Source organism: Corynebacterium sp. BF-R-2 (assembly GCF_024586525.1).
In the GTDB taxonomy this organism is placed as follows: domain Bacteria; phylum Actinomycetota; class Actinomycetes; order Mycobacteriales; family Mycobacteriaceae; genus Corynebacterium; species Corynebacterium singulare.
Window position 1 is genome coordinate 196,203 of sequence record NZ_JAMFTP010000001.1, and the last position, 12,321, is coordinate 208,523.

12 protein-coding genes are annotated in these 12,321 nt (G+C 61.1%); 4 read left to right on the forward strand and 8 right to left on the reverse strand.

What is annotated here, in order from left to right:
- The first annotated feature begins 7 nt into the window (after positions 1-7).
- The gene (locus tag M5J09_RS00925) at positions 8-1,099 is read left to right on the forward strand and encodes a polyprenyl synthetase family protein (protein WP_257156669.1); all 1,092 of its coding nucleotides are present in this window, start codon (positions 8-10) and stop codon (positions 1,097-1,099) included.
- Between the two features lies 1 nt (position 1,100).
- Positions 1,101-2,636 (forward strand): alpha-(1->6)-mannopyranosyltransferase A, encoded by a 1,536-nt coding sequence (locus M5J09_RS00930; protein ID WP_257156670.1) that lies wholly within the window; start codon positions 1,101-1,103, stop codon positions 2,634-2,636.
- On the opposite strand, the gene M5J09_RS00935 is transcribed toward M5J09_RS00930, so the two are convergent.
- The gene (locus M5J09_RS00935) at positions 2,605-2,997 is read right to left on the reverse strand and encodes an Rv2175c family DNA-binding protein (RefSeq protein WP_374982087.1); all 393 of its coding nucleotides are present in this window, start codon (positions 2,995-2,997) and stop codon (positions 2,605-2,607) included. The genes M5J09_RS00930 and M5J09_RS00935 overlap by 32 nt on opposite strands.
- Before the next feature lie 56 nt (positions 2,998-3,053).
- Here M5J09_RS00935 and M5J09_RS00940 point away from each other — a divergent pair, with 56 nt between their 5' ends.
- Positions 3,054-4,304: a protein kinase gene (locus M5J09_RS00940; protein ID WP_257156672.1), complete on the forward strand. Its 1,251-nt coding sequence runs from the start codon at positions 3,054-3,056 to the stop codon at positions 4,302-4,304.
- A 25-nt stretch (positions 4,305-4,329) separates the two neighbouring features.
- Here the strand turns inward: M5J09_RS00940 and M5J09_RS00945 are convergent, their stop codons facing one another.
- Together M5J09_RS00945 and M5J09_RS00950 are read right to left on the reverse strand one after the other, a co-directional pair.
- Positions 4,330-5,718: a class II 3-deoxy-7-phosphoheptulonate synthase gene (locus tag M5J09_RS00945; protein ID WP_042531585.1), complete on the reverse strand. Its 1,389-nt coding sequence runs from the start codon at positions 5,716-5,718 to the stop codon at positions 4,330-4,332.
- A 60-nt stretch (positions 5,719-5,778) separates the two neighbouring features.
- Positions 5,779-6,288: a polyadenylate-specific 3'-exoribonuclease AS gene (locus M5J09_RS00950; RefSeq protein WP_239178503.1), complete on the reverse strand. Its 510-nt coding sequence runs from the start codon at positions 6,286-6,288 to the stop codon at positions 5,779-5,781.
- Positions 6,289-6,347: 59 nt separating this feature from the next.
- On the opposite strand from M5J09_RS00950, the gene M5J09_RS00955 reads away from it, so the two are divergent.
- The gene (locus tag M5J09_RS00955; RefSeq protein WP_257156673.1) at positions 6,348-7,127 is read left to right on the forward strand and encodes a glycosyltransferase 87 family protein; all 780 of its coding nucleotides are present in this window, start codon (positions 6,348-6,350) and stop codon (positions 7,125-7,127) included.
- Between the two features lie 34 nt (positions 7,128-7,161).
- On the opposite strand, the gene M5J09_RS00960 is transcribed toward M5J09_RS00955, so the two are convergent.
- From M5J09_RS00960 to M5J09_RS00980, 5 genes are all read right to left on the reverse strand, one after another.
- Positions 7,162-7,908: a 1-acyl-sn-glycerol-3-phosphate acyltransferase gene (locus tag M5J09_RS00960; protein WP_070536037.1), complete on the reverse strand. Its 747-nt coding sequence runs from the start codon at positions 7,906-7,908 to the stop codon at positions 7,162-7,164.
- 64 nt (positions 7,909-7,972) lie between these two features.
- The gene (locus tag M5J09_RS00965) at positions 7,973-8,929 is read right to left on the reverse strand and encodes an ROK family protein (RefSeq protein WP_257156674.1); all 957 of its coding nucleotides are present in this window, start codon (positions 8,927-8,929) and stop codon (positions 7,973-7,975) included.
- Positions 8,930-8,952: 23 nt separating this feature from the next.
- The gene (locus tag M5J09_RS00970; RefSeq protein WP_257156675.1) at positions 8,953-10,086 is read right to left on the reverse strand and encodes a glycosyltransferase family 4 protein; all 1,134 of its coding nucleotides are present in this window, start codon (positions 10,084-10,086) and stop codon (positions 8,953-8,955) included.
- Positions 10,087-10,089: 3 nt separating this feature from the next.
- Positions 10,090-11,136: a C40 family peptidase gene (locus M5J09_RS00975; protein WP_257156696.1), complete on the reverse strand. Its 1,047-nt coding sequence runs from the start codon at positions 11,134-11,136 to the stop codon at positions 10,090-10,092.
- A 165-nt stretch (positions 11,137-11,301) separates the two neighbouring features.
- Complete coding sequence (locus M5J09_RS00980) at positions 11,302-11,937, reverse strand: C40 family peptidase (RefSeq protein WP_257156676.1); 636 nt, start codon at positions 11,935-11,937, stop codon at positions 11,302-11,304.
- Positions 11,938-12,321 lie beyond the last annotated feature (384 nt).

Genomic DNA, 12,321 nt, shown 5'->3' on the forward strand with positions numbered 1-12,321 from the left:
GGCAAGTGTGACTGAACCGAAGATTCCTTCCTTGGACGACATTCCCGGCGCTGTACGCGACGAGCTCGCGCAGTTTCTCGCCGGCCAACGTAGTGCCATCGCCGCTATTGGCCAGCCAGTAACCAACGCCATCTCCTACCTGGAATCCTTTGTCCTCGACGGCGGAAAGCGCATCCGCCCGCTCTACGCCTGGGCAGGGTTTGTCGGCGCACGTGGCCTCGAGGGGCCAGAATCTCCCGACGCTATGCTGCGTGCAGCCTCATCGTTGGAATTCATCCAGGCCTGCGCACTTATTCACGATGACATCGTGGACGCATCTGATACCCGGCGTGGTAATCCGACGGTCCACCGGGGCGTCGCCAAGCGGCACCGCGAATTGGGATTGGGCGGTGACTCGGATTTCTTCGGCCAATCCCTGGCCATCCTCATCGGTGACATGGCGCTGGTGTGGGCGGAAGACATGCTCCAGGACTCTGGCTTGAGTCCGGAGGCGCTTGCCCGTGTGCGCGACCCCTGGCGGGGAATGCGCCGAGAAGTCATTGGCGGCCAGATGCTGGATATTTCCCTCGAAGCAGAAGGCTCTGAGGACGCCTCCCTGGCGGATTCGGTGAACCGATTCAAGACGGCCGCCTACACCATTGAGCGTCCCCTCCACCTTGGTGCTGCCGTCGCGGGAGCTTCCGACCAGCTCATTGCTGCTTTCCGCGGCTATGGCCGTGACATCGGCATTGCCTTCCAGCTGCGTGATGACCTGTTGGGGGTCTTCGGTGACCCCGCCGTGACAGGAAAGCCGGCCGGAGACGATCTTCGTGAGGGCAAGCGCACCGTCCTGCTCTCCCTTGCACTGCAGCGCGCGGATGAATCCGACCCCGCTGCGGCCGCCGAGCTACGTCGCCTTATTGGGCAGACTGAGGATCCCCAAGAGATTGCGCGCATGGCGGAAATTATTGAGGCCTCGGGGGCACCGGACGTCGTCGAGCAGCGCATTAGTGACCTCACCCGCTCGGGCCTGGCGCATCTCCACGATGCCCCCGTCTCTCCTGAGGTCACTACGACCTTGGAAGAGCTCGCTCGCAAGTCCACGGCTCGTCGGATGTAGCATGGCTGCCCGCTCGTCCACGCGCCTGACACTGCGCGTCCCCCAGCCTCTAACTCTGGGCATCGTCGCCGCTACCATCCTGGCGCTGGCTTCCTTCTCCGGTGGTGCCTCACGCAACCGGGGAGGCGTTCTCGAAGCCCTCAACATCGGTTTTCTGTCCTACGGTCACGGCCGCAACATTGGCATGGTGCTCTATTGGATAGGCCTCTTCGGGCTCGTCGCCGCCTGGGTGTTGGCGGGACGTCACGTCATCGCGCCGCAACTGAAGGAGCCCACACCGGAAGGGGGTCTGCGCGAGATCCAGCGCATGCTTTTGTGCTGGATAGCGCCTCTTCTCGCCGCAGCTCCCTTGGCCTCCCGAGATGTGTATTCCTACCTCATGCAGGGAGCGATGGTGCGCGATGGTTTCGATCCTTATACAGAAGGCGCAGCGGTTAACCCCGGACCATTCCTGCTTGAAGTCTCTCACGACTGGCGCAACACCACCACGCCGTATGGTCCGCTTCACCTGTGGATGGGCAACGCCGTCACGCACCTCGTGGGCGATCACGTTGCGGCGGGCATCATTGTCTACAAGGCGATTTCCGTCCTTGGTTTCGCGGCTATCGCCTGGTCGATTCCGCGCCTTGCCCGCTCTATCGGCGGCGATCCAGCGCTAGCGCTGTGGCTAGGCGTGGCCAACCCCGTCATGATTTTGCATCTCATCGGCGGTATGCACAATGAATCTGTCATGGTCGGGCTCGTATCTGTGGGTCTTTTGGCAGCAGTGCACCACCGGTTCCATGCCAGCCTTCTCCTCGTGGGCGTTGCGGTCTCGCTCAAGGCCACGGCAGTCATCGCCGCGCCGTTTATCGTTTGGATCATGGTGCACCGCTGGGCTCCGGACGGTACCCGCATGGTCAAGCGTGTCGGTATCTTCCTCATGGCGGGGGTTCTCGCCGTGGCAGAGGTTGCGGTGGCGGTGGCGGTGATCACGTGGGCGTCGGGAAGCTCGTGGGGATGGCTATCGCAAATCAGCGGCAACTCGAAGGTGATCAACCCGCTAGCGGGTCCAACGCTGCTTGCCGACGTCCTCGTGCCCCTCATCCAGTTCTTCTCCCCCGACACCACATACAACGACGTACTGGGCGTGCTGCGCTCTGCAGGCATGGTGCTCATGCTTCTGGGACTTGTCCTGATGTGGTGGTGGGGACGCACCGGCGTGCGCCGCGCCATCGCTGACACGGCCGCTGCCTACCAGGTGGCCTTTGTCTTCAACTCGGTAACACTGCCCTGGTACTACGCATCGGTGCTGACGCTCATGGGCACGTTCCGCCCACCGCTGTCCATCATCAAACTCACGACGGGCGCAGCACTGTTCATCGGCGTCGCCTTCGCCGGCGATGGCAACCACCAGCTCTATAACTGGTTCTGGGTCATCGGCATGATTGTGGTGGCTTGGACAGCCACGCAATGGATTTTCGCGGGCGTACCTGCGTCTGCTACTGCGTCCGCTACTGCGTCAACTAAAAAGCCGACGCCTGCGCGCGCCGAATAACTTCGCGCGCGAGGTGACCGTGCAGGCCATCAATGGGACGGCCTGGCAAGGAATCATCCTCAGTAAACAGGTGGGCAAGAATTTCGTTATCACTCCACCCGTTGTCAGAAAGCACCGTGATCACGCCAGATACGTACTTGGAAATCACGCCCTTGGTGTTGAAGAAGGCGGCTGGGACACGTCGGTTACCCTCCGGATCACGCCAGGCGATGAACTTGCGGGCATTGAGCAAATCAAAGACGCGGGTAATCGGCAGGTCTAGCTTCTCAGCTACCTCCTTGAGCGTCAGAAGCTCCTCACCCGCCAGAAGTTGCGGCAGCTCGGGATGGGAATTTTCGTGGGAGTTAGCAGAATTAGTCACAGACACAACTGTAGCGGGATCACACTTTGGCGCGGGGATCGGCCATACTGGAATCCATGACGAGGCTGAACGTGGGCGATATTCTTGAAGGACGCTACCGCATCGATCAGCCGATCGCCCGCGGAGGCATGTCCACTGTCTACCGCTGCGTGGATATGCGCTTGGGCCGCGCCGTCGCCGCCAAAGTGATGGATGAGCGCTACCACGATGACCCCGTCTTCGTCACCCGCTTTGAGCGTGAGGCCCGCGCCATGGCGCAGCTCAGTCACCCCAACCTCGTCGGGGTCCACGACTTCTCCGCTGACGGGCTGCCCATCTATCTCATCATGGAGCTCATCACCGGCGGCACGCTGCGCGAACTCCTAGCTGAGCGCGGCCCCATGCCGCCGCATGCGGCCGCCGGGGTCATGCACTCAGTGCTGGCAGGGCTCAGTGAGGTCCACGATGCCGGACTTGTCCACCGCGATATCAAGCCGGACAACGTCCTCATCACCAACACCCACCGCGTCAAGGTTGGTGATTTCGGTCTCGTGCGCTCAGCACGCGCCGAGCACGACAGCTCCGGCCACATTGTCGGCACCGTCAGCTACCTCTCCCCCGAGCAGGTAACGGGTGCAGACATCACCCCCGCCTCTGATGTCTATTCAGCCGGAATCGTCCTCTTCGAGCTGCTCACCGGCACTGTCCCTTTCTCCGGTGAAACCCCACTGGCGCATGCCACCGCTCGCGTCCATGCGGATGTTCCGGCTCCGTCCTCACGTATTGAGGGCGTGCCCATGCTTTTCGACGCCCTCGTGGCCACCGCCACCGCACGCCATCCCGCCGAGCGTTTCGCCGACGCCGGTGAGTTCCTCGACGCGCTCGATGACGTCTCCCGCGAGCTCCAGCTACCGGCCTTCACTGTCCCCATCCCTCACAACTCGGCCGCGGCACGCACGGCCGCCGTTCCCACCGATTTTGGAGGCGCGGGCAATACTCGAGTCTTTGACGCAACCTCGGCGATTGAAACCCATCGCGTAGAAACACCCGTCTACGACGGCCCCTCTTATGAGACGAGAGTCGAGCCTCCCTTGGCTCCTCCACCAGCTGCTCCGCACACTGCTCCCCCGGCTCCCGTGGATGAACCCTACGCGCCTCCGGGTGCTATCGAGGAACCCGAGGAACGCCCGCTCAGCAACCGCAGCGCGGTCGCGCTTATCGGCTTCCTCATCCTAGTCGGCCTCGCCACGCTCGCTGTTGCCGTCGCAGCGTGGTGGTTTGGCTCCGGAGAATACGGCACGTGGCCGATCCTCTGGAGGCCATACTAACCTGCGGCGAAAGTGCCGCAGCTTGCTAGTTGCGCAGCATCTCCGCAATGAGGAAGGACAGTTCCAGCGACTGCTGGGTATTCAGTCGCGGGTCCACGGCGGACTCGTAGCGGCCCGGCAGATCCACGTCCGTGATGTCCTCAGCACCACCGAGGCATTCGGTGACATCCTCACCGGTGAATTCCAGGTGCACGCCACCCGGGTGGGTGCCCAGCTCGCGGTGGACCTCGAAGAAGCCCTGCACCTCGTCGACGATCTTGTCGAAGTGACGGGTCTTGTAGCCGTTGGAGGCGGTGAAGGTGTTGCCGTGCATCGGGTCCGACTGCCAGACCACCTTGTGGCCGGAGTCCTCCACTGCCTTCACAATCGGAGGAAGAACAGAGCGCACCTTGTCGTGGCCCATGCGGGCAATCATGGTGAGGCGACCCGGTTCGCGGTTGGGATCGAGTTTCTCTGCGTACTCAACAGCCTGCGCCGGTGTGACACCTGGCCCAAGCTTGATGCCTACCGGGTTACCGATGATGGAGGCGAACGCCACGTGGAAATCCTCAATGCCACGGGTGCGCTCACCAATCCAGAGCTGGTGTGCGGAGAGATCATACAGCTTGGTATCGCCGTTAGTATCGGTGCCCAAGCGCAGCATGGAGCGCTCATAGTCCTTGAGCAGTGCCTCGTGCGAGCAATAAATCTCTGCCGAGCGCAGGGTCTCATCGGAGACACCACATGCATTCATGAAGGCCAGGCCGTTCTCAATCTCATCCGCAAGCGCCTGGTAGCGCGCACCGGCCGGGGAGTTTGCCACGAACTCACGGTTCCACTCGTGTAGGCGGTAGAGATCGGCGGTGCCAGAATGCGTCAGGGCCCGCACCAGGTTCATGGCCGCAGAGGAGTTCGCATAGGCACGAATCATGCGGGCGGGGTCGTGGCGGCGGGATTCCTCGTTGGCCTCCACACCATTGACGATGTCACCGCGGTAGTTGTACAGGCCGTTGGCATCCAGATCCGATGAACGAGGCTTAGCGTACTGGCCGGCAATACGGCCCAGCTTCACCACCGGAGTCGAGGCGCCGTAAGTCAGGACCACGGCCATCTGCAGCAGCGTCTTGATGTTGCCACGGATGTGCGGCTCAGTGTTGGACTCGAAAGTCTCCGCGCAGTCGCCGCCTTGAAGAAGGAAAGCGTTGCCCAAGGCTACATCGGCAAGCTTGCGCTTGAGCTCCTCAATCTCAGGGGCCACGACGATGGGCGGGACGGATTCCAGAATCTTGCGCACATTATCCGCCTGCAGCTGGTCCCAGCTGGGCTGCTGCTTGGCTTCGCGGGCGATGGCGTCCTGGAACTTCTCGTTGATTCCCTCCGGCAGCGGCGGGAGATCGGGAAGGGCGTCTTTGGGGATATCTACTGTCCAACTCACACCCAGTATTAAACCACCTTGCACCTATAGCGCGTTAGTTAATCCCCCAATCTCCCCACCTTATAAATTCACGCGGTTACCGCGAGTCAAGGGCAGGTGCTGCTCACAGGTGCGGAACTTGGCGAGGTTATGGCGGGCGTCGACAAGCGCATCGTGGTTACCATTCGGCACCGGCGGCAGTTTCGGACGCCCCGCAAACTCCCAATACTGCTTCAGCTCGCGCGTATAGCGCGGCAACCCCTTGGGAAGGCCCGCCATGTCACCCCACAGCTGAGCCAGAACGACATGGTCATAAGCGCCTACCCAGGCCCACAGCTCAATGGGGGTGGACTGGCGCCCCATGAACTCAAGGAGCTCCTCGCGGATAGTGTCACGGGATTTCCAGACCGGATTCCCCGGACTCGGCAGTTTGTCCAGGACGTTCTCGCGCACCCAAGCATTGGCTTTGGCTGGGTCAAAGTCGGTGGACACTGCGTAGTACTCGCTACCGTCTTCTCCCACGATGCCGATGGAGACCAGTTCAATGGTCGATCCGTCCTCGATGAACTCGGTGTCGTAGAAGTAGCGCACGTTGTCGTATCCTAGTCCCTCCCCTTAATCCACCGTCACTGGGGCCTATACTCAAGGCAGTGACACAATCTCTCCGCTCCTCACTTCTTCCCCTCTGCCTCGTTGTCCTGGCAGCGATGGCGTGGCTGATGTGTCTCTCGCCCGACGGAGCCGGGGACGGTAGCACACCGCGATACGCCATTGACCTCGATGTATACCGTGAAGGCGGGTTCCTTTCCTGCGGCGCCCTCGGGTTCCTCGCAGCCCCTGGCAGCTCTCTCACCTACTGGATTCGGACTCTATGGGATCCCTCGCGCATCGGGAACATGGCGTACTCCGGTAACCAGTCTCTTCGCGGCATGGTTAGCCGTATCGCTCCCGAACATGCCTCATCGATGTGGTTCCTCGGATGCATCATCACTATGGCGGCACTGTGGTGGATTATGAGGTGGATTGAGGAACATACCGGTAACGAGGTCGCTCTCATGCTCCTGGCATCCTCCGCAGCCCTACTGTGTTCCCCTGTCTCATGGTCCCACCACTACACGTGGCTCAGCCTGGCCGCGGTCTACCTTGTGCTGCGCCGACGCTGGATTTTCGCCGCCCTCACGTGGTTCGTCCTCCTCGCCCGCGGACACTGGCTCGTCCCCTACGCAGACCACCGCGAGCTAGGGTGGTCGTGGTGGCAGCAGATTCCCGGTAATGACTATGTTTTTGTCACCGTAGTGCTCGTCATAGCAAGCGTCTGGTTCTCCAGCGGCTCAATGGGCGCTGCTTGGCGGCATCCCCATGCCCGCGGCTTCACCGACCACCCCAGCACGGCACCTTGTCCAAAGCCCACAGCGCCTGAGAGCCGCTAGGCACGGCGCTGGGAGAAAAACAAGAGCTCACAGACTATCGGGCCTCCGGACTGGGCTCGGCCCCTTCCGGGTAGCCGTGTCCAGCTTGCAGGGAAGCCTTAACGTCGGAGGCATAGACGTCCACATAGGGCTGTCCCGTCAGCTCCGACAACTGCTTCATTACATAATCGGTAAAGGCACGTGCGGTCTCATACTCATCGGGATCCATACCACGCTCGGCCGCCCACGCCTTCGGATCGATGGGTTCGCCCACGCGCATACCGACGCGTACGGGGCGCGGAATCCACGAACCGATGGGGTTAGCCTTGCGCGTATTAATCATCGCGATAGGCAGCACTTTTTCACCGGTAGTCAGCGCGATGCGCGCCATGCCGGTGCGCCCCTTGTAAATGCGGCCATCCGGCGAGCGCGTGCCCTCTGGGTAGATGCCAAACAGATCACCGCGACCCATGATGCGCTCGGCGCTAGCTAGCATGGCATCGCCCGCGTTCTTGTCCACGCGATCGATCGGTACCTGGCCCACGGAGCTAAAGAACCAGTTCTGAAGGCGACCTACAAGACCCGGCGTAGTGAAATACTCGCTCTTGGCCAAGAACGTGATCTGCCGCGGGCACAACAGCGGGAAGTAAAACGAGTCCATCACGGCCTGGTGCGAGGACGCGAGGATAGCCGGGCCGGTCTCCGGGATGCGATCCATCCCCTCGGACCACGGCCGGTTCCATACCCGCAGAGCAGGGCCAAAGAAGATGTGTTTAAATGCCCAGTACCACTTGTTTCGCATCGCTTATAGTCCTATCTGGTTGTGCAGGCCACGCGGAAGAATCCGCGACGGGAAGTGTGCGGTGTTAACCTCGGCGCTCCTGACGGGCTAGATCAGCGACTCCGATCATACCCGCAGCCGAACCCAACTCGGCAGTCGCGACGCGCGCTAACGGCCGGTGACCGGCGCCAACAATCTGACGAGCCATACACTCCCGTGCTGTATCAAGGTACAGATCCGCGTCTTGGGATACTCCCCCACCGATAACAATGAGCTCTGGATCCAGCACATCCGCCACCATGGACAGCCCCTGTCCCAGCCAGTGGCCAAAGTCCTTCATCACTGCAACAGCCAAAGGATCTCCCTGACGAGCAGCTGCGGCGATCTCCTCCCCGGACGGAGTCTCCGACAAAGTGGTCTCATAGTGCCCACGCAGATCCGCGACTGTATCCGGCAGCGCGGTACCGGAGGCATAGCGCTCCAAACAGCCGCGCTTACCGCAGGAGCACACGCGTCCGCCTGGGTTCACAACGAGGTGCCCGAACTCAGGAGCGGTGCCGAAAGCGCCGCGATAAATCCGTCCCTCCGTGAACAGCGTTGCACCTATGCCAGTACCGACGGCAAAGAACACCCATTCTTGCGCACCCCGGCCAGCGCCGTAACGCCACTCGCCCCAAGCCGCTGAGTTGGCGTCGTGCTCGAGGCGAACCGGAACATCCAAGCGCTTGCTCAAGGTCTCACGCACCGGCGCATCACGCCAGGGAAGATGAGGGGCAAAACGCACAACTTCACACTCGGGATCCAAGAAACCGGCGAGAGCCAAACCCACTGCATCGATGTCATGGCGGCCCGACAATTCATCCACGCAGCGCACGATGTCATCGTCGAGCTGAGCTGCATCCATCGCCGTGGGCACGCTCATAGAATCTAGGATTTCCCCCGCCTCATCAATCACTGCTGCGCGCAAGTTGGTGCCGCCGATGTCGAAGCCAATGGTGAGGCTCGTAGGGTCGCCGTCGGCGGAGGAAGAGTGTTCAAGCATGACTAGTAGGATATACCTCAGCCTTAGGTGTGGTCACATTCAAGAACATCCCGCAGGCGCGCTCCCATGATTTCCCACGTCCAGTGCTGTTCCACGTGGCGGCGCCCAGCGGCGCCCATGCGGTGCCTCAAGGGGACGTCACCAAGCAACTGCTCCAACGCCTCCACAAGCTCAGGCAGTAAGGAACCCCGGACCACCACGCCTGTCTCAGACGTTACGGTCTCCGGCGCGCCACCTGAATCCCCTGCGATGACCGGCAGCCCTGCCGCCTGCGCCTCGAGGTAGACAATACCGAGGCCTTCGACATCGAGCCCTCCCCCGCGCGTACGCGCTGGCATGGCAAAAATATCGCCGGCATGCAACGCCATCCTCAACTCCTCGGTGTCACGTGCCTCCCGGAGCACAACATCCGGACAATACTCCTGCGCCAGCTCGCGCAGCGTCGCTTCGTAGCTACCGCGTCCGATGATGAGCAGCTGCGCGGCTGGAAAAGCAGTGCGAACCTGCGGCATGGCCCGTACTAGCTGATCTTGCCCCTTGCGCGGAACCAGCCGTGAGATACACACGATGACTGGACCAGATCCCAACCCAAAGTGCTCCCGAGCTCTCGCCTTCTCTTCTCCTGCCGCCGGCGCAAAATCCTCGAGATTCACCGCCGACGGCAAATGCACCCAGCGGGGGCGCGGCCCGAAGGCTCCCATCAGCCGCCCCCGCGTGTACTCCGAAATGTACGTGACCACGTCGGAGGAATCCCCAATTCGCCGCAACGCCTGCCGTGCGCCGGGAAGCATCGACCACCCCACCTCATGCCCATGGGTGGTTGCCACAATGCGCTGCGCGCCCGCCTTTCGCGCGGCGGGCGCCATCAGTGCCAGTGGAGCGGCCGCGCCAAACCAGACGGTCTCGATGTTGTTCTCATGGATTAACCGCTGCATCTTTCGCGCTGTTGCCGGGGTGGGCAACATGACCTTGCGTGGCCAGCGAACAACTTCATACCCCACGCCACGGTCATACTCGGCGGCAGCGTGTTCGTCCTGGGTTGAGGCAAACACCACGACATCACGCGGGTCGATAGTGCTCAGAAAATCTCGCAGGTAGGACTGAATCCCACCAATCGTTGGCGGGAAGTCATTGGTTACCAGGAGCGTACGTGGCATGCGCTAGTACCGAACAGCGCCCTGCACTGGCATCGAATGCAGGGGAACCACGGCGACGGGAACACCATAGGTCGACGCATGGACTACTTGCCCCTCACCGATGTACATTCCGACATGGGTAATGCCTGCATAGTAACCAACGATGTCACCAGGTTGCAGCTGGTCGAGCGGGACTGGAGTACCACCGGCAATCTGTGCCTGCGAGGTACGCGGGATGCTCTTGCCCATCTGCTGGTAGCTCCACACCATCAGTCCAGAACAATCGAAGGTAGTAGGACCAGTCGAGCCCCATTCGTATGGTGCACCCAAACGGGTCATGGCAGCTTGAACCGCTGCCGAACCAGAGCCATCAGCAAGTGCTGCGACGTCAATGTCCGACGAACCGCCAAAGTGGTTAATCCACGCTTCGCGTTCCTCTGGACTCAGCGCATCAATCTTCTCCTCCAGCTCCTTCTGCTGCTCCTCGAGCTCAGCCTGTTCCTTCAACAGCGTTTCACGCTGAGTGTGCAGCTCATCGCGGTGCCGGCGGGCATCATCAGCTGCGACGACAGCCTCGTTGTGTGCCTCGTCCGCTGCAGCTGCCGCAGCAAGCATAGCTTCCTCTTCACGCTTGGCTGCCTTTGACAGCGCCCCAAGATAGCCCATGCGTTCCACGGCACTGGCGACGTCCTCAGCGTCGAGCGCCGCCGCGATTGGCGACGCCGCGTCCCTTCTGTAGCGCGACTGCGCCAGCGCGTCAATGCGCTTCTGCTGTGCGGCTACAGCAGCAGCTGCATCCGCAGCCTTACGCTGGGCATCGGCCGACGTTGCGTCAAGCTCGCCGATTTGTTTTTCCGATTCCGCAAGCTCATCCTCGAGGCCCTTAACCTCCTCGCCCTTGGCGGACACGCGTTGGGCGACATCTGCCATCCGATCGATGAGGCTTGCACGATCCTCTGGCATCTCCTCCTGCTGAATCTCTTGAGCCACCACGGAAGGCGAAACAATGCTCAGCGGAACAGCCGCCACCGCACATGCGGTAACGACACAAGCAATACGGCGACGCAACATGGACACCCCAGGACACTAAGAGAATGCTGATATTTGACTGAAGTATAACCTCAGACAACGGAAAATAAAAGACTACCAGTCAACAATAGCCGAACCCCTTCCCCACTCTCATCAATGATGTGACAAGAGTGGCGGAAGGGGTGAAATAATTCGCCGAGCTGCTTTTTAGAAGCGGACTGCAGAGTGAATCGGCATGTAGTTCAGGGAACGCTCGCCCACCGGAGTGCCGGTATTCAAAGCGTCAATGATGGTGCCGTGGCCGGTGTAGATACCGACGTGGGAGGCGCCAGAGTAGTAGACGATGATGTCACCCGGCTGCAGGGCGTCCAGAGAAACCGGAGTGCCGGCAGAAGCCTGTGCCTGGGAGGTGCGCGGGATGTTCACGCCCGCCTGGCGGTACGCCCAGGAGGTCAGGCCAGAGCAATCAAAAGCGCTCGGACCATTAGCGCCGTAGACATACGGGGAGCCAACGGCAGAACGAGCAGCCTCAAGCACCTTCTCACCTACAGATTGGACCGGTGCCGGGGCTGGGGCCTCAGCTGCCGGAGCCTCAACGGAGGCAGCGTAGCCAGAACCCTGGTTGGACTTCAGGGACGGGACATACTTTTCAACGTTAGGGACCTGCTTAAGGTTCGGGACATTCTCCAAACCAGCGACATCAAAGCGGATGTCAGTGTTAGGAACGACGACCTCAGCGGCGTTGGCGGCAGCCGGTGCGGTGACGGCTGCAGCAGCTGCGACTGCAGCGGTGGTTGCAATGCGACGGGTGTTCAGGTTGCCCTGACGACGGTGCTTAGCCACGAATTTAAACTCCAAATCTTCCTGTGCGCCTACCCTCGCTACTTTTCGAAGGTTTGTCACCTTCCAAGGCATAGCGAAAGCTCTAACCCATGGGCGGGCCTAGCGTTCGACGATGACCCATTCCTGTAGAGCCATCTCCGCTCGGCCCCCGACGTTAGGAGGGGCCAGACGCGGCGCTTAATTCTTCAGTTCGTATTGAGCACCGGTGATTGATACACCGTGTCGGTTACTCAATGTCTCGAATAGGTTACGAAATCATCACAAGCGATGTCGAGTTAGAAACGCAATCCAGGCTTCGTTACCGTCCTGTTATCAAACATCAACCCAAACGAGACCCCCACACAACATCGAACGCCATTCGCGCCCACAAGGTCACCCAAATCG